The 20,853-nt window shown below is 60.2% G+C and carries 19 protein-coding genes; 12 read left to right on the forward strand and 7 right to left on the reverse strand.

Going from position 1 to position 20,853, the window contains the following annotated elements; translation table 11 throughout:
• The first annotated feature begins 4 nt into the window (after positions 1-4).
• The 10 genes from ACG33_RS07400 to ACG33_RS07450 all read left to right on the forward strand — a co-directional run bounded on the left by ACG33_RS07400 (position 5) and on the right by ACG33_RS07450 (position 12,089).
• On the forward strand, positions 5-1,348 hold the full coding sequence (locus ACG33_RS07400) for an oligosaccharide flippase family protein (RefSeq protein ID WP_066920001.1): 1,344 nt from the start codon (positions 5-7) through the stop codon (positions 1,346-1,348).
• A 20-nt stretch (positions 1,349-1,368) separates the two neighbouring features.
• Positions 1,369-2,466 (forward strand): glycosyltransferase, encoded by a 1,098-nt coding sequence (locus tag ACG33_RS07405; protein WP_237392719.1) that lies wholly within the window; start codon positions 1,369-1,371, stop codon positions 2,464-2,466.
• Positions 2,467-2,537: 71 nt separating this feature from the next.
• Positions 2,538-3,554 (forward strand): glycosyltransferase, encoded by a 1,017-nt coding sequence (locus tag ACG33_RS07410; protein WP_237392720.1) that lies wholly within the window; start codon positions 2,538-2,540, stop codon positions 3,552-3,554.
• Between the two features lie 37 nt (positions 3,555-3,591).
• Positions 3,592-4,704 (forward strand): glycosyltransferase family 4 protein, encoded by a 1,113-nt coding sequence (locus ACG33_RS07415; RefSeq protein WP_066920009.1) that lies wholly within the window; start codon positions 3,592-3,594, stop codon positions 4,702-4,704.
• Entirely contained in the window at positions 4,701-5,921 is a 1,221-nt protein-coding gene (locus ACG33_RS07420; RefSeq protein ID WP_066920012.1) for a glycosyltransferase, read from the forward strand. The genes ACG33_RS07415 and ACG33_RS07420 overlap by 4 nt, the downstream gene beginning before the upstream one ends.
• On the forward strand, positions 5,918-7,264 hold the full coding sequence (locus ACG33_RS07425; RefSeq protein ID WP_157071697.1) for an O-antigen ligase family protein: 1,347 nt from the start codon (positions 5,918-5,920) through the stop codon (positions 7,262-7,264). The genes ACG33_RS07420 and ACG33_RS07425 overlap by 4 nt, the downstream gene beginning before the upstream one ends.
• A 352-nt stretch (positions 7,265-7,616) precedes the next feature.
• Positions 7,617-7,880 carry a hypothetical protein gene (locus ACG33_RS07435; protein WP_210399213.1) on the forward strand — a complete coding sequence of 88 codons (264 nt, stop codon included), beginning with the start codon at positions 7,617-7,619 and terminating at the stop codon, positions 7,878-7,880.
• A complete protein-coding gene (locus ACG33_RS07440) occupies positions 7,877-9,016 on the forward strand; it encodes a glycosyltransferase (RefSeq protein WP_083536549.1) in 1,140 nt (379 codons plus the stop codon). Before ACG33_RS07435 ends, ACG33_RS07440 begins: the two co-directional genes overlap by 4 nt.
• Positions 9,013-10,221 (forward strand): glycosyltransferase family 4 protein, encoded by a 1,209-nt coding sequence (locus ACG33_RS07445; protein ID WP_066920018.1) that lies wholly within the window; start codon positions 9,013-9,015, stop codon positions 10,219-10,221. The genes ACG33_RS07440 and ACG33_RS07445 overlap by 4 nt, the downstream gene beginning before the upstream one ends.
• Before the next feature lie 410 nt (positions 10,222-10,631).
• A complete protein-coding gene (locus ACG33_RS07450) occupies positions 10,632-12,089 on the forward strand; it encodes a hypothetical protein (RefSeq protein WP_157071698.1) in 1,458 nt (485 codons plus the stop codon).
• A 41-nt stretch (positions 12,090-12,130) separates the two neighbouring features.
• On the opposite strand, the gene ACG33_RS07455 is transcribed toward ACG33_RS07450, so the two are convergent.
• On the reverse strand, positions 12,131-12,595 hold the full coding sequence (locus ACG33_RS07455) for a hypothetical protein (RefSeq protein WP_066920020.1): 465 nt from the start codon (positions 12,593-12,595) through the stop codon (positions 12,131-12,133).
• An 11-nt stretch (positions 12,596-12,606) separates the two neighbouring features.
• Positions 12,607-13,446, reverse strand: coding sequence for a GMC oxidoreductase (locus ACG33_RS07460; RefSeq protein ID WP_066920023.1), 840 nt, complete (start codon positions 13,444-13,446; stop codon positions 12,607-12,609).
• A 388-nt stretch (positions 13,447-13,834) separates the two neighbouring features.
• Here ACG33_RS07460 and istA point away from each other — a divergent pair, with 388 nt between their 5' ends.
• Together istA and istB are read left to right on the forward strand one after the other, a co-directional pair.
• Positions 13,835-15,373: an IS21 family transposase gene (istA, locus tag ACG33_RS07465; RefSeq protein WP_066920024.1), complete on the forward strand. Its 1,539-nt coding sequence runs from the start codon at positions 13,835-13,837 to the stop codon at positions 15,371-15,373.
• A complete protein-coding gene (gene istB / locus ACG33_RS07470) occupies positions 15,370-16,128 on the forward strand; it encodes an IS21-like element helper ATPase IstB (RefSeq protein WP_066920027.1) in 759 nt (252 codons plus the stop codon). Before istA ends, istB begins: the two co-directional genes overlap by 4 nt.
• On the opposite strand, the gene ACG33_RS07475 is transcribed toward istB, so the two are convergent.
• From ACG33_RS07475 to ACG33_RS07495, 5 genes are read right to left on the reverse strand one after another with little or no spacing between them, the layout of a single operon-like run.
• Complete coding sequence (locus ACG33_RS07475; protein ID WP_066920029.1) at positions 16,088-16,804, reverse strand: GMC family oxidoreductase; 717 nt, start codon at positions 16,802-16,804, stop codon at positions 16,088-16,090. The two genes, istB and ACG33_RS07475, sit on opposite strands and share 41 nt — an antisense overlap.
• Before the next feature lie 27 nt (positions 16,805-16,831).
• Positions 16,832-17,305, reverse strand: coding sequence for a GtrA family protein (locus tag ACG33_RS07480; RefSeq protein WP_066923004.1), 474 nt, complete (start codon positions 17,303-17,305; stop codon positions 16,832-16,834).
• Positions 17,306-17,310: 5 nt separating this feature from the next.
• Positions 17,311-18,051 (reverse strand): SDR family oxidoreductase, encoded by a 741-nt coding sequence (locus ACG33_RS07485; protein ID WP_066920031.1) that lies wholly within the window; start codon positions 18,049-18,051, stop codon positions 17,311-17,313.
• Entirely contained in the window at positions 18,048-19,367 is a 1,320-nt protein-coding gene (locus tag ACG33_RS07490) for an FAD-binding oxidoreductase (protein ID WP_066920032.1), read from the reverse strand. Before ACG33_RS07490 ends, ACG33_RS07485 begins: the two co-directional genes overlap by 4 nt.
• A complete protein-coding gene (locus ACG33_RS07495) occupies positions 19,364-20,824 on the reverse strand; it encodes a UbiA family prenyltransferase (protein ID WP_066920033.1) in 1,461 nt (486 codons plus the stop codon). The genes ACG33_RS07490 and ACG33_RS07495 overlap by 4 nt, the downstream gene beginning before the upstream one ends.
• Between the last annotated feature and the right edge of the window lie 29 nt (positions 20,825-20,853).

A 20,853-nucleotide genomic window follows, 5' to 3' on the forward strand; every position in this document is an offset into this window, starting at 1 on the left:
GCATATGAACACACTCATCGCATCGGTTCGCTCCAGAGTTCGCGCCTCGCCCGTCGCGTATCGGCTGGCCATTGGTGCCACCTGGAGCATGGCAGGCGCGGTAGCAGAGCGGGTAGTGACGTTCGCCAGTTCTGTCGTGATCGTACGGCTGCTCGGCAAGGAATCTTTCGGAAGCCTGGCGATTCTGCAGAGCACGCTCTCCATGGTAGGAGTATGCGCGGGTCTCGGCCTGGGTGTCACGGCCACGAAATACGTTGCCGAATTGAAGGAACGCGATCCACAGCGGCTGGGGCGCATTCTGACGCTCACTCATCGAGTGGCGCTGGCCAGCGGCCTGTCGATCGCCGGAATACTCGCGGCCGGCTCCGGCTTCATCGGCACTCACATCTTGAACATGCCGGGCGAAGCCGACTTGCTTGCGTTGAGCGCACTGGCCGTTCTGTTCAATACACTGCAGAGCTATCAAAGCGGCGCCCTGATCGGCTTCGAGGCCATGCGCAAGAACACGCTGGCCGGCGTTTATACAGCGCTGTTGTCCGTTCCGATGAGCGTGTCGCTGACGTACTCCTACGGTCTCGCAGGTGCCGTGTGGGGATTGGTGTTGAGTTCTTTGGTGCGCTGGGTCATCAGCGGTGTCATGTTGGCCGATTGCCTCGGTAGTTGGCGCATACCCAGAATCTGTCGCGGATGGGCGAGCGAATGGCGCTCGATTCGTGACTTCGCGGCACCGGCACTACTGTCGACAATGATGGTCATGCCGGTGCATTGGATCTGTCATGCAATGCTGATCAATACGCCGCAAGGCAAGGAGCAGATGGCGGTGCTTGGCGTCGTGAACCAATGGTACTACGCCTTGCTGCTGTTGCCCATGGCGGCCGGGCGAATCGTGCTACCGGTGCTCACTCAAACTCTCGCCGTCCAAACTCCGGCCAATAAGGGATCGAAGGCCGGTGCGAACGTGCTGCGCCTCGGCATGCTCGCCAACGCCGCGATCGTGGCGCCCTTCGCTGTCGCGCTGGGTGTGGGCGCTCCGTTCATCATGAAGCTCTACGGCGATTCATTCGCCGCCGAGTGGCCGGTGCTGGCGGTGACCGTCGTAACCGCCAGCCTGGTGGCGATACAGATGCCGGTGGGCTCCATCCTCGCGGCGAGCGGCCGCATGTGGTTGGGAGCCGTCATGAACCTTGGTTGGGCAGCGGTGTACGTGACGGGCAGCTGGCTGCTGCTAGACAACGGCGCCATGGGGATCGCGGCGGCTCTGTTGGGCGCTTATATTATCCACGCTCTGTGGACGTTTGCGTTCGCCGCGCGGCAGCTCCGGTTTGGCGGCGGAGATTCCGGAGGATGAAGCTCATGCAATCCAAATCCATGCGCGGCAGCCTCTACGGATTCTGGAATGTCATCGCTCAGCGGCCGCATCATCTGGCGGGCGCTTTGTTGCGTGCCGGGTGGCAAGTGGACACATTCTCTCAGCGAGGAATGCGAGATAGGGCACCGCCCTTGGACCATCGGCCTGCCGTGCATTATCGGACATTGCCGCCTGGCCGGTTGTACCGGTCGTCGCTCACAGCGAGCCTGGCTCGACGGTACCAACGCCACGTCGAGCACGGAGTCTTCTCCGACTTCACCTCCTCGCAAGCGGACCTGTTCATTTACTATCATCGTCCGCATGAATATGCTGCACGGATCGGCGCGTTGCCTGGCCCTCTCGTCTATGACTGCATGGACGACTGGGCAGCCTTCGGGTATGTGGGAGCCGGAGCAGTACAAGAATGGGAGCAGCGCCTGTGCGAGCGGGCGGATCGCATTTGGGTGGTCAGCCGGCATTTGCAGGAGAAGCTCTCTGACTGGAAGGACAAGGTCCGCTATGTCCCCAATGGCGTCGATTACGCTCATTTCGCCCGTGCGCGGGATATGCGTGCGCAACTCGAGGCCGATCCTCAGACAAGAACTCGCGCGCCGCGGTTGATCTACATCGGCTCGCTGGAGCATTGGTTCGATGCACGCCTGGTGGGCGAAGTTGCGGGCCGACTTCCCGACTGGCTGATACAGGTCGTCGGACCCTCGAAGCTCGCCGAGCGCCAGAGGGCATGGCTGGACCGGGACAATATTCATTTTCTCGGCAAGAAGGATTATCACGAGCTGCCGTCGCTACTGGCAGCAGCGAGTGTCGCGATGATCCCGTTTCTTCTGAGCGACCTGATTCGCGGCACCAGTCCCATCAAGCTCTACGAGTACCTGGCCGCGGGCGTCCCGGTCGTTTCTTCCTCGATGCCTGAGGTATTGGCGCACGTCGAACCGGGCGCGGTCGTGTGCGCCGACGATCCGACGGAGTTTGCCCGGTTGGTGGAAGAGTGCGCCGCCTCCGGTAATCCGGATCGCTGCCAGGCGATTGCGCACAAATGTAGCTGGGACAGCCGCTTCCTGCCGGCGGTCCATGACATCGGGAGGGCGACTTCGCGATGAAGTGCAGCTTGTACGGCTTGTGGTATTGCTACGCCCAGCGGCCACACCATCTGGCGGCGCTCATGCTGAGGATGGGCTGGGAAGTAGACGTGTTCTGCCAGCGGAACATGCGGGATACGGCGCCCACACTGAACTACCGACCGCGTGTGCATTCCCGTAGCTCGCCACCCAGTCGCCTGCATCATTGGCCGCCCACCAGCGCCTTCGCTAGGCGATATCAGCGCGGGATCGAGCACCGCATACTCTCAGATTTCATTTCGTCACGTGCCGATCTGTACGTTCACTATCGCCGGCCGCTCGAATACCCCGCACGAATGGGTGCGCTTCCTGGCTCATTCGTTTACGACTGCGTGGACGATTGGGAGGGATTTGGGAGTGGCGATGCCGCACAGGTGCGCGCCTGGGAGCAGGCGCTGTGCGAGCGGGCCGATCGCATCTGGGTGGTCAGCCGGCGTCTGCAGGAGAAGTTCGCCATCTGGAAAGACAAGATCAGTTACGTTCCCAATGGCGTCGACTATTCGCACTTTGCTCGTGCGCGCGACATGCGCATCGAGTCGGATGCTCGGATGCCCGACAAGGGTCGTCCGCGGCGGCTGATCTACATCGGCGCGCTCCAGCACTGGTTTGACGCGCGGCTCGTCGGCGCCACCGCCGCTCGCCTGGGGGGCTGGGAAGTGCAACTCGTCGGTTCTTGTCAGCTCGATCAGCAACAAAGAGCGTATCTGGCGCGGGGCAACATTCGACTGCTCGGGCGTCGAGACTACCAAGAGTTGCCGTCGCTGCTGGCGAAGGCGGACGTAGCGATGATCCCGTTCGTGATGAACGACCTTATCCGCGGCACCAACCCCATCAAGCTCTATGAATATCTCGCCGCCGGTGTACCGGTGGTCGCTTCTCCAATGCCAGAAGTGCTGCCGTACGTGAAGCCGGGTGTGGTGGGGTGCGCCGACGATCCGGCGCATTTCGCGCGGCTTGTAGAGGAATTCGCCACCGCCCCCAATCCGGATCGATGCCAGGCGATTGCGCGCAAATGCAGTTGGGAGGCGCGCTTCCTGCCGGTGCTCGAGGAGGTCCAGAGCACCCTATGAATGCGATGAGTCGCAAATACTGCGTGAGGTTCCCCGCATGAAGGTGGTTGCGATCGTCGCGAAATACGCTCGCCCGGACGGGACACGGGAGATCGGCGGCGTCGAAACGTATATGTCCCAACTCGCCGGTGCCCTGCGTGGCAACTGCGAATTTTTTGTGTATCAAGCTGCCGCTAAGGCGTTCGAGCACCAGTTCGAGAACCTCACGGCAGTCGGACACCCGGTCGCTAGCTGCCAAGCACTCGTCAATCACGTCGAACGTCATGTGCTTGGCGCAGCAGATGTACTCCTGTTCTCCAACGAGCAGCACGAAGCCGTGAGCGAGCGACAACGATCTGTCGCAATCCAGCACGGGATCTACTGGGATCTACCGGTGGCGTATTATTCCACGAACGCGCTCGCTCGCCGTTTTGGCGGTGCCTACAAGGCGTTCGACAACTGGCGCAACCTGCGGCGCTTACGCCGTCATCGCAATATTGTATGCGTGGATTACGCATACCAGACGTGGCTGCATTCCGTTACCGATTTTCATAGTCGAGAGCGGCGGTTGTGGGTCATTCCGAACCACGCCAGCGCGGAATTCTTCGAACTCGACAGTCCACCGCAAGACGGTTCGGTGTCGATTTTGTTCGCGCGTCGCTTCATGAGCTTTCGCGGCACGAGGCTGTTCGTCAGCGTCGCCGCGAGACTGTTGGCGGCGCATCCTCTTGTGCGTGTCACGCTGAGCGGCGATGGTCCGGATTGCGCCGCAATGCAGAGGATTCTTCCACCATCCGAGCGAGCCAAGTACTGTAGGGTCGATCACGGCGAAATGCCGGCGCTTATGCGGGAACACCATATCGTAGTCGTTCCTTCGTTGGGATCGGAAGGCACGTCATTAAGCGCCATCGAAGGACTTGCGGCGGGCAGAGCGGTGGTCGCCAGCGCCGTAGGCGGCCTTCCAAATATCATTCTGGATGGATTCAACGGGCTTCTAGTGCAGCCCGGCGATCAGCAGGAACTGTACCTCGCCTTGCAATCGTTGGTGAATTCTGCAGAGTTGCGCAACCGTCTTGGGCAGGCCGGTCGCGCGACCTGCGGTGCGCAGCTCGGATTTCGTGCGTGGGCGGGGCGTTGGCGCGCAGTGATCGCCCAGGTGGCCGCTACATGAGCAGGCGGCTTCTGATCATTGCGCACCACTTTCCGCCGAGCGGTATCACGGCAAGCCGACGTCCCGGCGGCATGGCAAAGTATCTGCCGTTGTTCGGCTGGGAGCCCGTGGTGCTTACACGTGCGTGGCGCCGGGACAACTGCAATTACGATCCGACGATCGTTCCTAATCTACCGTTCGATCTGGTGCGCCATGAGCTGGACTATCCCATTCCGCGCGGATTGTCGGCCGCGATAGAGCAGACCGTGCGAGTGGCGCGACCGTACCTCCACCCCTACAGCTTCCTACGGACAGGTCGGGATGCGGTCAACAAACTATTGCACACGGAACGCTTTGATGCGATCTGGACAACCGTGCCGCGGGACAACCTTCTCGATCTTGCGTGCTATGCGTCTGATGTCAGCGGCCGACCCTGGATCGCCGATTTTCGCGATGTGTGGCAGTGGATACCGAATCTGTTTGTAAAGGCCACCCTGCCCATGCGGCTGCATCACGAGCGTCGAGTGCTCAGGAGCGCAGCGGCCATCACTACGGTATCAGCGGGCTTCGCGGAGACATTGCAGGAGCGGCACGGGCGCGTCGTGCGTACGATCTCGCACGGTTTCGATCCTGATCTGTTGCCGGCGACGCCGCCTTCGATATTCCCTCGATTCAACATCGTGTTTACCGGCGGCGTGGTTCTCGGCCGTCCGAATCTCAGGCCGCTGCTGGACGCGCTCGGCCGACTGATCGCCCGGCGCGCAGTGGACGCGCGGCACGTGGTGCTCGAATTCTACGGTGCTGGCAATGCCACTAGGCTGGCGGAGATGTTCGCCGGGCATCCGTACGCGTACCTGGTGGTGGATCACGGAGCAGTGCCGCGCGCGCAGGTCATCAAATATCAGCGCACTGCCACCCTTCTCCTGTCGGCCAGTCATCCCGGCATGCGTGGCTGGAACACCAGCAAACTGTACGAATACATTGCTGCGGGGCGACCGATCCTGTCGATCCCGCATGATCACGACTGCATCGACGAGTTGTTGCAGCGAACGAACGCCGGGACGAGCTGTACATCGGTGGAAGAGATCGAAGGCGTTCTCCTCGGCTTCTACCGCGAGTGGAAGAGGACTGGCGCCGTCGCGTTTCGCGGGCACCGGGAGCTGATATCACGCTATTCGAACCGTAGCCAGGCCGGCGAGCTGGCCGCGCTGTTGAACGAGGTCGTGGAGCGTCGATGAGGGGTGAGCTCACATGGCCGTACCGGCTCGCGTTGCTCGGATGTGCGATGGTGGTGGGATTGAACCTGCTGCCGGGCGCCCTGGCGGTGCTTCTGACCGGGACGATCGTCGCTGCGACGAGCTTGAGGGTCGGGTCCGGGCCGGTGCTGGTCGCGGTCGCGCTGCTCGGACTGCCGTTTCTGCAAGCGGCGGCCGAGATGATCAGCCTGACACCTACAGTGCTCGTGATGGGGCTGGACGTCGTACTCCTCTTCCTGGCGGTGAAGGCATCGCCGGCGCTGTTGGCCCGGCCAGCATACCGTGGCGTGCGGCGTTTTCTGGCCTGGTGGCTGGCATTCCTGCTGATCTACTCGCTGTTCTCGTTTACGACGGATCTCTCCAGTTACAGCGTCTTCTCATGGCAGTACCTGGCAGTGTACGGCAGCTATTATGCGCTGGCGGGTGTGCTAGCCATCAGAAACGAGGTATCGCCGCCGGAGGCGATGGCGATCGGCTTGCCGCTATTCGCGTTCAATTATTGGCTGCTTGAAAGTTCGGTGGACTCCATCGCGATGATCGTTGATGCGACGATCGGGCTGCGAGGCGCCGAGACTTTTAACGCCATCGATAGCGCCAGGATGGCCGGGCTGTTACTGCTGATGTCCTTGGCGGTCATTTTTACCGACCGGCACAAGCAACGCCGGGTGCCCGAGATTGCTGCAGCGATAGTGCTTGCTGCGCCTCTGGCGTGGTACGCCTATACGCGCCAGGTCTATGTCACGGTCGTAGTTGTCGCAGCTTGTATGGCTGTCGTGATGGTCTTCAGGTCGAGAGTCCGGGGAGAATCGATCGGAGGTCGATTGATTCTAGTGTCTGTGGTGTGCGTTCTCGGCGCCACGGCGGCGTGGCAGATCTTTGATTTGTTCACGAGCAATGTCGAGAGTCGTATTGCACTGTACGGTGTCCAGTCCAACAGCAGAATCGAGCTCTGGACGACGAGTCTGCAATTGATCTCGAATAATCCGGTTTCGGGTATCGGCATCGGGGAGTTTCAGAGAAGAGGGTTCGGCTCGTGGCCGCACAACTGGATCATCGAAGCTTGGCTCGGGCTTGGTCTGCCCGGACTGATCCTGGTTTTGATCGGAGCGGGCGTTGTGGTGCTTGCGTTGCTTCGTAGGAGCGAGGCGTGGCTGGGCGGATGGCTCTACATGGGTCTGTACTATCTGTTCGTCGCTCAAGTCAGTGCTGACATCGCGCGCAACGCGCCGCTGCTTTTCTTCATCGTGCTCGCATTTCACGCGATGGCTGCATCCGGCGGCTGCACTGAGCTCGCCCAGCAACGAGCGGGGCTGCCGCGGAGGTGATCCGTACAGTGCCTGGAGGGAAGGTGATGAATGATCGTCGTGGGTGATGCCGTAATCGCAGCGGGAGGCCGATTCGAATTCGTGAGTTTTTCGGATGCATTCGCCAGCAAGCCGTTATGCGTCAATATCGAGGGAGCCGTGGCGCGGTCGGGATTCGAATCGCCTTGGAACTTACATAATGCCTCGGAGTGGATCAAGCTGCTGTCGGGATTCACGCAGGGGCCGGTATTCGCGGGCCAACAATCACGTCCTAGACGTCCCGGACGGAGTCGCCACGACACGAAGTTTCCTCGGCGAGCGGGGTATCGGATTCCTGTCCTGTCGCGTCAGCGATGTGAGAGTGGGTGATTTCGTGGTCGATCGTCGCTGTAATCGCCATGCGCTCACGGCGATGGTATTCGGTCGCCATCACGACGCTTTCGAGCTGTTGCAGCATGTTCAGGTGCGTGATGAGGGCGGCGGTCGCGTGACGCTGCTCGTGACGCTACGTACGACGAACGCAGCTACAGACGTGATCTGGCAGCGCTTCGACCTACGGGATTTGGGTATCGATTGGCGCGCGCAGGCGGGAAAGAATCGATTGAAGGTGGTGGGCGACTGCCAGGCCTCGTCATGATTCCGGATGTGCCAGTGACTGCTCCAGAGCGTGGCGAAATCTGGTTCTGGCAGAGAATCGTTAGCCCGCACATGGCGGCGTTGGCCACAGCGTTGCTGGCCCGGGGCTGGGCTGTGACGTACGTTGCGGAACGCTGGATGAGCGAGGAGCGGGAGAGACAGGGCTGGACCGTTCCGTTTCTCGGTAATCTTCGCGTTGTGCTCGCGCCCGACAAGAGCGCGGCCGAAGCGTTGGTGGCAGGCGCCTCGCTGCAAAGTATCCATCTATGCCAGGGTATGCGAGGCAACGGTGTCGTGCAAACCGTACAGCGCGCGTTACGTAAGCGCCGGTTGCGACAGTGGATCGTGATGGAGACGGTAGATGATCAGAACTGGAAAGGAATTATCAAACGTCTTGCGTACCGATTACTGTTTGCTTGGTCCGGTCGATGCATCGAAGGTGTCCTGGCGATTGGATACCGTACCCGCTCATGGGTCATCGCGCGAGGCATGCCGGAATCGCGGGTATACCCATTCGCGTACTTTCTGCCGAACACCTCCTCGCCAGGACTGGCCTCCAGTTCCCGTCGCTCCAAATTTCGTTTCCTCTACGTTGGACAGATCGTCCAGCACAAGGGACTCGACCTCCTGATATCCGCATTATCGCGGCTCTGTCGGGACGACATCGAGCTGGCGGTCGTGGGATCCGGGCCAATCGAATCGTCGCTATGTGCACGGGCCGAGTCCGTGCTGCCCGGGCGAGTGCGTTGGATCGGCCGATTGCCGATGCCGAAGGTTGTGAACGAAATGGCAAGAGCTGACTGTCTCGTTCTTCCCAGTCGACATGACGGCTGGGGTGCTGTCGTCTCCGAAGCCCTCATCACCGGTACGCCCGTGATATGCAGCGATGCTTGTGGAAGTGCCGAAGTTGCGCGCGCAAGTGGAGAGGGTGTCGTATTTCGTGCGCACGATGATCAGGACTTGTGTGTATCGCTCATGACGATGCTTGAAAGATGGCGACCGGATGAAAGACGGCGGTCCGCTCTGATGGACTGGGCACGCTGTCTGGATGCTGATGCAGGCGCGGCCTATCTTTCCAAAATACTCGAACACGACGCCAGAATCGGGCCGCCGATACTGCCCTGGAGGCAACGATGAAGAGTACGCCTGCACGGCCTGTCGTGCTTGTCTTCAATCGCTACTACCTACCTGGATACCGTGCTGGCGGTCCCGTGCGAACGCTCGCCAACATGGTGGCGCGGTTGGGGCAGGAATTCGACTTCCGAATCGTGACGCTCGACCGAGACGTCGGCGATGCGGTGCCCTACGCAAACGTGACGCATGAAGACTGGACGGCTGTGGGCGATTCACTGGTGCGATACATGTCTATTGCTCAAGTCTCCGTGGCACGACTCTGCCGTCTTGTGAATGATCTCGATCCTGACGTTATCTATCTGAATAGCTTCTTCGATCCTTTGTTCACACAACGTATCCTCTTGGCAAGACGTCTCGGCAGATTGGGGAGGACGCCTGTCGTGCTTGCGCCGCGGGGAGAATTGTCGGAGGGTGCGCTTGCCCTGAAGAGTGTCAAAAAACGTGCGTATCTTCACGTGGGACGAGCGGCGCGGCTCTACCGGAGACTGATTTGGCAGGCATCGAGTGAGCTGGAGAGGCGGGACATCCTGCGGGCTGGCCCTTACGTTATTGAGAGGGACATTCGAATCGCCCAGGACATTGCTGCGCACGATGTGGATCTCGGCCTGGTACGCACACCTCGTGAAGTAGGCTCTCCGTTACGAGTGTGCTTCCTTTCCAGGATCAGCCGGATGAAGAATCTCGATTTCGCGATTCGAGTGCTGGCGCAGGTGCAAACGCCGGTGACATTCACGGTCTATGGACCTAAAGAGGACGCGTCGTACTGGGCTGAATGCAAAACGACAATCGCATCGCTACCGGAACACATTCAATGCATTTACGGCGGCACAGTCCAGCCGTCAAACGTGAGACAGACGCTCTCGTGTCACGACTTATTCTTGCTGCCGACGCGCGGCGAGAACTATGGGCACGTCATTCACGAAGCACTCTCGGCGGGGCTGCCGGTGTTGATCAGCGATACCACTCCGTGGGCAGAAGTAGGGTCAAAGGGCGTCGGTTGGACATTGTCCTTGGATGCCGAAGAGCGTTATGCGGAGAAGATCGAAGAGGTGTTTCTCTGGAGTGAAAGGGTGCATGCAGAAGTCGCGCAAGCATGCCGCAGATTTGCCGCGAGGAAATCAAACGACGCTCTGGTAATACACGCCAACCGTGCATTGTTCATGGACGTGATCTGTCAGGAGCAGGCAAATGCCTGCAGTCGCATGTGAAGATTCCTGGTAGATGAAAATTCTGTCAAAGCTGGATACCAGAATTATGTCTTGGCATCGGGAACGCTTTCAGGCGCGTGCGTGCCACTTTTGTGAAGATTGCGGTCCCGAGAATTTTTCGAAGCGAATGACATAAAGTTGGGGACATCATTCTGGGCTACAGACTGATCAAGCACATGCAGGTTAGACAGCGAAGGACAGACGCTTTTACGTTGGTCGTCACGTCGCGAAGAGTAGATGAAGATGTATTCGATGTCGTGTGCGCGGGTATCAGATGTTGGTGAATCATGAGGAAGCCGAAAACAATCTCTACCTATGCCGCGTTCGCGGCCGCGGTCCTCTCGATCTACGTCTTCTCCAGGTTCACGGTCGACGATGCGTTCATCTCCTGGCGCTATGGCAAGAACCTGGTGGACTTCGGCGTCTGGAACTATAACCCCGGCGCATTGGATCCAACCCAAGCGTATACCAATCCGCTATATGCCGTCCTCAGCATTATTCCCAACCGCCTGGGCTGGGATGTCGTGTTGTTCTTCAAAGTTCTCTCGTCGATGTTACTGCTTAGCTTCATCTACTGGTTCCGCAGGGTTGCACGCGGTTCGGGGCTGCTCGCAGCTGCGTTCGTGGCGCTGCCGGCGACAGTGATTCATGTCTACAGCGGCCTGGAAACCTTCCTGTTCGTGTTCTTGACCGCGGTGCTGCTTGTCGCGCTGTACGAGCACAGGATCCGTACGGCGATCCTGACGACCTTGGTTCTGTTCATTGTCAGGCCGGAAACATGGTTACTCGCCGCGCTGCTGCCGATCTATTTTCTGATCGATGAGCCGGAAGTCGATCTCAAGGAAGTTTTGCGCAAGCCCTTCGCGTATCTGCGCGGCCTGCGATTTCATCCGGGTCGGGCTTTGGGTGTCCTAGCAGCGATCGCTCTGCCGCTGCTCGGCTACCTCATCTTCCATCGGCTGCATTTCGGTGGCGCCCTTCCCAATACGTTCTACGCGAAACATGGCGTCAGTTTCAGCGTCGCGCGCTTTGTCGAATTTGGTTTGTACCTGGCGCCGCTCGTCGGGCTGCTGTGCCTCGGCCGTCTCAAGTTGGCGGCTTTCATGGCGGTATTCTTCGGTACCATAGTGCTGGCGTATTCCACATCGAATCTGCAAATGAACTACGCCGGACGATTCGCGTACCACCTGTTCGCGCCGATGTATGTCTTTCTCGTGTATCTCGGCTCGAGAGCGCCGGGGAGCGTCTATCTTTCCACGAGCGCGGATTTTATAGCGTCATACAGAATCGAGCGGGGAACCTTATACAAGGCGGCGGCCTGCGTCCTGCTTGCGATGTTCGCCGGCACGGCCAATGGCAGCCGCACTCAGCTTGCATGGGCCGCGACCTATTATCCGCGAGCGCTGGCCTCTCATGCCGACCTCGGCAAAGCGCTGCAGAAGGTCGCCGCGAAATACAACCTGCGCGCGTTCTCGTTCGGCGATGCGGGGATGGCCGCTTATCACTCGAAGCTCAACGCATTGGACAATGTGGGCGTCGCCAGCGCCCAGGTTACCCGGCACGGTGTGAATGCATCGGTGCTGGATCTCTACCGGCCCGACCTGGTGGCGCTCTATGCCACACCGGCAGGCGTGCGGTTGTCCGAGTTCGGCCAGCAGGCCATCCACGATTGGACCCTCTCTCAGGGCTTTCGGGAGCTCTGCGATATCTACTGGCGAAAAGATTATCTCTTGAAGCTCTATGCCAGAACGGATATCGACGAGCTGCTATCGGTGTGCGCGGACAGCAAGAGGGCCAACGACAAAAGTGATCGTCTCATGCTGAGGAACGCGATCCTGTCGCCTCCATGGAAGTACTGGACGGAGTGAACAGGGCCGTCCTAGAAATCCATTCCGCTATTGGGTAATGGTCAATCGGTATGAAACATCGCGAACGGATTGCCGCAGGCCAGGACCGGACCGCCGTACACGATCTGGATGCGGCAAGGATCGGACACGCGAAAGAAGTTGCTGCCCATCAGGAACTCGGAGAGCGCAAGCCGCTCCATGAGCGAGACGCGGCGCTGTGTTGTCGAGAGGCTGTGCGCGATACGCGGCGCGATGTAGTCCAGGCGCAGCGCGACGCCGCTGCGCCAGTTGTCGAAGATGTAGTGGTGCGCGAATTCGCGGCCGAAGCGCGTCAGGGATGCCGCATCCAGATCGATATTCGGCAGATGCTTGCGCACGACGAATTCGATCCATGCCTGCCGATCGATGCTTCGCCAAGCCAGCCAGGTCGTACCCGAACTCGCCGTGGCGACCAATGCGGCGGTCGTTGCCAGAAATCTACGGCGTCCGATACGCTGTTGAGCGTGCGGGCGGGTTCGATCGTTCATGGCATGCTCACTCAAGCGATTAGATCAGCACTGCGCAGCGATAATGCCGCGACCGTCAAGCTCGGATTCGCCGGCGGGCAGGTAGGGAACACCGCCGAGCCGACCACGACCAGGTTGCGCAGCCGATGATGAATCTGCCGGGCGTCGACGACCGAGCTCGACGGATCGCGACCCATGCGTAAGCTGCCCTGGATGTGCGATTCAGTCGGGTGCATCCGCACGAAATTCAGGCTTTCCACGGGGAGCGGCGCCAGTATTCGCTCCAAACCGGCGAACGAACGTTCCACCCCGCGCTGCGCATATTCCGACACGGATGCGTACAGGACGCGCGGCATGCCATCGGCGTCCACGGTGATGCGATTGGCGTCTTTCGGCATGTCTTCCACGGCGACGGTCAATGGCACGAGTTGACGCCAGCGTCCATACTCGGTGCGCAGTCCGTACAGCCAGCGATTTTCGAAGTACACCAGCGCGCCGCCGCCGGTCTTGCGGAACTCGCCGTCGTATTGCATGTAATTGAGCGACGTCGTGAGCGTGCCGCCGTCGAAGTTGTCGATGCCGTCGATGAATGCTTCGGCGGAATAGCCTACTTGTTCGTTGATGCCGAGGCCAGTGAACGGATGATCCAGCCCTGAGCGCAACAGAATGGCCGGGCTGTGGATGGCATTGGCGCCCAATACGATGAGCTCACCTCGTACGGATCGCTCCTGGCCGCCCTGCCTGTAGCGTACCGCACGGACCGTATCACCAGTTGCGTCCAGGTGGGTCACTTCCGCCTCGGTGAGAATTTCCACCGTCGGCTGCGCCGCAAGTCGCCGAAAACCGTTCTCAAAGGTGAATTTAGCATCCACCGGACACCGGGTGCAGGATTTCCTGTGATTGGACCCCCCTGATTTCCTAGGAATGGGACCACCTGATTTCCTGGGAATGGACCCACCCAATTTCCTCGGAATGGGACCACCGGCCGGAGCCGCTTTTGGAGCCCGGCGGCACGCGTTGTTGCGTGCCGCCGCGGCCTCAGGAGCGAAACGGCGATGTCAACCCAGACGATATCCTTTTCGGGGGTAGCCCCGAGCCCCACCCCGGCGCTCGATCGTGGCGCCAGCGCCTTCTACGGCGAGCGTCGTTCCGCAATTCACACCCCAGACGCGGGCTTCGGCCCGCTCACACAGCCCAGTCCGCTTATCGTCGTGCATTTGTTCGCACGGGGAGAGTTGGGTGGCGCGGAGGGAATTGACGGTGCAGAGATATGAAGAAATCAAACGACGGCTCGCCGAGGGTCGCAGCGTGCGCGAGATCGCGAGCGCATTGCGTTGTTCACGCCGCCTGGTGCGCGAGATCCGCGATGGCGTGCGCGTGACGCATGCTATCGCAGCGAGTCCGGATCCGTTGTGGATGTCGCAGCTGGACTGGCCGGTGATCATTCACGATCTGGGACTCGGTCATCCGCTGAAGTTCATCTGGGAGGAAAAAGCGCAGACGCTGACGACGTACTCGAACTTCTGGAAGCAGTTCTATCGCAAGTTCCCGCAGTGTCGTGACGCCAGCGTCACCGCACGGACGTTCGAGCCCGCCGAGCGGGTTGAAGTCGATTACGCTGGCGAGCCGATCGAGTGGTACGAGATCAAGACCGGCGAGATCCACAAAGCCTACGTGTTCGTGTCCGGCTTGGGCTTCAGCCAATTGCTGTTCGCCTGGGCGGCGCAGGACATGAAGAGTCGCAACTGGATCGCCAGCCATCGACGCATGTACGCCTATTACGGCGGCGTACCTCACGTCACGGTGCCCGATTGTTTGCGGCAAGGCGTCGTCAAGTGTCACTTGTACGATCCCGATCTGAATGAAGATTACGCGCACATGGCCGCGCACTTCTCAACCGCGATTGTTCCAGCGCGCGTCAGAAAGCCGAAGGACAAGGCGATCGTCGAGGGACTCGTAAAAATCCTCGGTCGCTACTTTCGCTTCCGCTTTCGTCACTCGCGATTTACCTCCATTGCCGAGATCAATCGAGCACTCATGGTATGCCTCGAGCGGATCAATGACCAGCAGCACCGTCGTTTTGGCGTCTCACGTCGCGAGCGCTTCGAGACCATCGAGAAGGCCGCACTGAAGGCATTGCCGACCACCGAGTACGATGATGGCGAGTGGAAGGAGGCGAAACTCCATCCCGATTGCTTTCTTGCCGTGGAAGGCGATTACTACAGCGCGCCGCACATCCATCGTCATAAAACGCTACGAATCAAGCTTACCGACAATCAGGTCGAGATCTTCCTGAACTTGGAACGTCTGGCGGTCCATCCACGCTGCCGCATGAAAACCGGCCAACGCATCAAGATCAAGGAACACTTCCCGCCGAACTCCGATGCCTATTACGAGGCGACACCGCAGCGGTTGCTATCACAGTCGCGTTTTATCCACGCCGATCTCAACGCGCTCTTCGTCGAATTGTTCAACGAAGACGTCTTTGCGCATATCCGTCGCGCCATGGGCTTGGTCTCGGCTTGTACCAAAGAGATCAACCTCGTCGGTCACGAACTCGCCAGCGTACGCATCGCCGCGGCGATTGCCGCCATGCGCCGCTATAACCGGATCCGCGTTCCTTACTTCAAGGACTTGCTCGCTCAGGCGCGTAAACAATCGATGAATCCTCAGGCCGAGCGCGACATCGTGCGCAAGCCCGGCAATCCCATGCTCCGGTACGTCAGTGGTGCGGCGCTGCAGACCGCCGACGAACCTTCCCTCTCTTGTACTGCGGCCCAGGAGAATCTACCCCTATGAGTATTGCTATCGTGAAGAATCAGCTGGCTGAAATGAAACTGCTCGGCATGCTCGGCGTGTTGGAGAATGCGCTCGCCCAAGCCGCCCGCGATCAGCTCAGTGGCGGCGAACTGCTCAATCAGTTGGTGCAAGCGGAAGTTGATTACCGCCGGAAGCGAAAAACCGCCAATCGCATCAAAGCCGCCAGGTTCCGTGATCGTCCGGCCTTCGAAGACTTCGACTTCACCGCGAAACGTTCGATCACCCGCACCCAGATCAAAGAGATCTACAGCCTCGACTGGCTCGAGGACGCGCGGCCACTGATGCTCATTGGGCCGACCGGCGTCGGGAAGACCTTCATCGCACAGGCTGTCGGACTGCACGCCTGCGCCAACGGAAAATCCGTCATGTTCACCAGCATCACCAAGTGGCTCGAGAATCTCAATCTCGCACGCTCCAGCGGCACGTATCTTCGCTATCGTGACAAGCTCGCCAAGTTCGATCTAATCATCTTCGATGAGATGGGCAGTCGCAAACTGACCGCCACTGAGGCTCAGGACCTATGCGAGATCCTGGAAGAGCGATCGATCAGCAAGTCCGTCGTGTTCACCTCCCAGTTGCCGCTGGCTCACTGGAGCGAGGTGATCGCCGATACCGTGATCGCCGATGCTATCCTCGATCGACTGCAGCACTGCGCGCTCACCATCGGGCTCACCGGCGAGAGCTATCGCGGTGTCAAAGCCAAGAAACTTGCTTCGCGCAAAAAGGACGCGTAAAAGTCCTCGCCAGCGGCTCCGCCGGCAACCCATCCAAGGTGGGTCCAATCAGAGGAAATCGGCCGGGTCCAATGCACGAAATCCTGCACCGGGAGCAGCGCGCGCTCGAGCAACAGCGACCGCGTTCGCCGTTTGCCTTACTGGCACGCGCCGTGGCGATGGGAAAATGAAACTGCGGCTGCGCAGCGCGCATGATGCGATCGATCGACGTAGTCACATGCGGCGGCAATGGAAACAGTCCGGAACGCGGCAGGATCGCGCCCATCTCTTCGCTGCCCGAGATCGACATGTGACGCTCGGCAGCCAGGTAATAAGGTTCCAGACTCACGTAGTCGACCGGCCAGTCCTGCAAGACGCCGTAAATGCTGCGCAGCCGGAAATCGTTCGGATGGAACCGAGGCGTATGCCCGAACCAGCAATTCGTGCCGCCGCCCAGGCCAATCGTGAAGTTCCAGCGCTTGTGCGCCGGGTCGCGACGATAGGTGGACTCAGGATCGATATCGGAGTTCTTGTCGTGCATAAGCTGCCACGCATGCGAGTTTGCACGTCCGCGCTCCAGGATCAGGACGCGCACCCGCGGGCGCTTGCGCAGCAGACCCTCGACAAAAAACAACGTGCCAAATCCCGAACCGATAGCGACGACGTCGTAGGTTCCCTGGCGGCCGAATTCAGGCATGAGTCAAAGATCCAGTTCCTGTGCGGACTACTGTTGAATGGTGCGGCGCGTGGGCGACGGCGCGGCGAATACGAAACGCACATCGAGGCGATACTTGATGGTGTAGCCGGCCGCCAGCCCGAGCATCGCGCCGAGATACTTGGACCACTGTGTGCCGATGAGTCGATCGAACAACAGTTCCGTGCCCCAGAACAGGAGCGTCGTCGCGATGCCCGTGAGGGTGTAAAGCACGAACTGCGCGCCGGTCTTCCGGATGTCTGCCGCTGCCTCGGAGTAGATCCAGCGCTTGTCGAGCCAGAACTTGACGATGAGGCCGACGGCCGTGCCGGTGAGGATGGCCGGATACAGGCCGTGGGCTCCGTCATAGATGCCCAGGCAGGTCCACTGGCTGGCGAGGTTCGCCAAGGTCGCGAGCAACGCAAACAGCATGTACCGGACGATCAGCGAGGCCGAGCTCGCTAGTCGAGTCGTTACAGAGGCGGCGGCGTATTGCGCACTCATTCGCATCAGAGCTTCAGCCGCTTGAAGATCGGTTGCGGGATGCTTTTGATGATCAGTATGATCAATGCCCAGTAGCCCGGCGTGTACTGGGTGCAAACCCGGCGCTCGATAGCGGATACGATGCGCCGGGCCACCTGATCGGGCGTTGCGACCAGTAATCTGGGTAATTTCAGACCCGCGGTCATGGGACTGTCGACAAAACCGGGTTTGATGGTGATGACGTGTGCACCCACTCTGAACAGGCGCCCCCGCAGTCCTTCACAGAAGGCCGACACCGCCGCCTTCGCCGCGCCATAAAGATAATTGGAGGGGCGGCCGCGATCGCCGGCGACGGAGGAGATCACTGCGAGCGTGCCATGGGCCTGCGCTTCGAACCGATTGGCCAGCAGGCTCAGCAACGCGATGACCGAGACGCCGTTGTTGTTGAACTCCTGCACGGCGGTACTCACATCGCGCTCGCAGGCGTACTGATCCGGCAACGTTCCGTATGCAACCAGCGCGACATCGATACGCTGCATCGTATCGATGCAGCGTTTCAACATTGTCGGGTGAGCCTTCAGGTCCGTGGCGTCCATCGTGTGCAGCGTCACTTCACCTACGCCGCGCACCCTGAGATCGTGCGCGATTCGTTCGAGCTTCTCGGCGTTACGCGCCACCAGAAAAAATTCGCAGCCCTGGGCCGCCCAGCGGCGGGCACACGCAGCGGCGATCGCGGAGGTCGCGCCGACAATCATCACGCGTTTCATACCGCGGTCACTCGTTTCCAGAATCGGGACATCAACGCCGGATCACGCAAAGCTTCCAACTGCTCCCATCGCGGATAACTGCATCGAAAATCCTTGCCGCTCATATGCGCATCCTTCGCGGGATACAGACGCCCACCCCCCGCGCGGACGATTGCGTCGAGCCGCGGAAACAGCTCCAGCTCGAGCCTGGCGTTGTGCGGAAAATCCAATGCCAGGGAGACCCCGGGCAGCGGGAACGACAGCAAGCCGGGTGAAACGATCTCGCCACAGCGCTTGAGCACGCTCAAAAAGGAACCCTGGCCTGAATCGGCGATCACACGCAGCAGCTCGCCCAATGCATCCTTGGCGGCGCCCTCGGGAATCACACATTGGTATTGCTGAAACCCCCGGCGCCCATAAATGCGGTTCCAGTGCAGGATGCGATCGAGCGGGTAGAAAAAGGGTTGCATTCCGATCCGGTCTCGAGTGCGCCGCGCCGGGTGAGCGCGCCAGTAACCTTCATTGAACACTCGCAGCGAGAGCTCATTGACCATGGAGAAGGGAGGGGTGGCCGGCATGTACCATCGCGATGGCACCGCGGCGGTCAACTCGCCCTCTTGAGCGTGATCGCCGACGATGAACACACCGCGGCCTCGCCGCCGGCCCTTCGCCAGGCAGTCGATCCAGGCCACGCTGTATTCGTGATGAGCATCCCGTTCCGCGGACAGCGCAAAGAACTCGGCCAGCTCCCCGAAACGCATCACCGTGCGTTCGATCTGGCTCGAGCGGACCGGAATCAGGCGGATTTCCGCCCAGACGATCACGCCGGTCAGGCCGAGACCGCCGATCGTCGCCGCAAACAGATCGGGATGCTCGTCGCGTGAGCAGATCACTGTCTCGACGCCATGGCGCATCAAGCCAAAGCGCAGTACATGCGCTCCGAAGGTCCCGCGCCGGTGATGATTCTTGCCATGCACGTCGTTGGCGATGGCGCCGCCACAGGTCACGAACTGGGTACCGGGCGTCACCGGTAGAAACCAGCCGCGAGGCAGGGTGATAGCGAAGATCTCGGCCAGTGTGATGCCCGCTTCGACGCACACCAGGCCGTTGACCCAGTCCGCTTGAATGAAACGATCGAGCCCGCGCATGTGCAGCACTTGACTGGTGAATGCCAGGCAGCTGTCTCCATAGCTGCGACCGTTGCCATAGGGTAGCGTGCTGCCGCGCAAGCGAACGATGTTGCCGGCGTGCGCTGCCACATCGCTTTGCCAATGACACACATGGCCGGTCTGGGGCGCGTATGGATAGCACCCCCAGGAGTGGAGGGCGCGGCTCATGCAGCAAGCCAGAAGACCAGCGAAAACAGCGCACCGATCACCAAGCTGACCCGGTCACGAACCGCAAATATCACTGGATCGTCGTGCATCTGCCCCCGATAGGTGATCAGCCACGTCCGGGTGATCCACTGCAACAGCAATGGACAGGACAGCCAGATAAGCTGAGGGCGCTCGTACAGAAGGGCGGTTTCCGGCTCGTGGATGTATAGCGCCAGCACGATGACGGCCATGTAGCCCGAGGCGGCACCCAGCGAGGCGATCATGTAAAGATCACTGGGGAAATAGGCCCGTCCGCGTGTTTTCTCGAGCAAGCCTTTGCGGTGTGCTTCGTGTAGTTCCGTATAGCGTTTGACCAGGGCGAGGCTGAGAAACATGAAGGTCGAAAACGCGAGCGTCCAGAACGACAGCGGCAGCGTGAACGCCGCGCCACCGGCGATGATACGCATGGTATAGAGGGCAGCGAGCACGATGACGTCCACCGCCATGCGCCGCTTCAACGATAGCGAATAAGCCTGCGTCAGCAGGTAATACGCCGCCATCACACCTGTGAACTGCCAGGGAAGAAAAATCCATGCTACGGAAAAAGCCGCGGCGAGCAGCAGCGGGAATACGAGCAAACCGTTCTTGATCGACAGGCGGCCGGCCGCGAAGGGCCGCAAACGCTTCGTGCGGTGGTGTCGGTCGTCGGCCAGATCGAGCAGATCGTTGAGTATGTAGACGCTGGACGCACACATCCCGAAGCACAGAAAGGCCAGAGCACCTTGTAGAAGCTGTGCGGGATCAGTCAGTTCGTGTGCGGCCATCAGGGGTACGAAGATCAGCAGGTTTTTCAACCATTGGTGCAGGCGGCATGCTCTCATCCAATCGCCGGCGCAGGCGGAATTCGAGCGAACCACTTGGCTGATATTCCCTTGGATGCGGGCGCGCCGTTCGGCGCCGATCTGGGGATTTACGAGACACGCCTGCCGCGCCGCCGCCCATACGGGAACGTCGTCATGCGAGTTGCCGATGTAATCGAAGCCGCCGACGCCGTACTCCTCCACCAGTGCGCGCCGCTTGCGCTCGCCCGACAAATTGATGGTGCCTTCGGTAGCAAGAATCTGGTCGAAAAGATTTAAATGTGCAGCGATCCGCTCGGCAAGCATACGATGGCTTGCGGTCGCTAGGACGATGCGACGTCCCTGCGCCCGGCCGGTTTCAATCAAATCGATGACGGCGGAGTCATACGGCAGCGCGCTCACATCGATATCGGTTTCGCGAACCAGATTGGCCTTCAGAATCGCCTTGCCCTTGAGCATCCAGGGCACCACATGAACCCAGCGCCGGGGCCGGCGACGGACGAACGCGACACCCATCTCGAAAAGCAGATCCGTACGCAACAAGGTACCGTCGAGATCCACGACGAGCGGCGGCGCGCACGTTGCCAATACCTCGCGTGGATAGGCGGCCGCATTCATGGATCCCTTCGCTCGCTATTCGACGCTGC

The sequence above is a fragment of the Steroidobacter denitrificans genome (assembly GCF_001579945.1).
GTDB lineage: Bacteria > Pseudomonadota > Gammaproteobacteria > Steroidobacterales > Steroidobacteraceae > Steroidobacter > Steroidobacter denitrificans.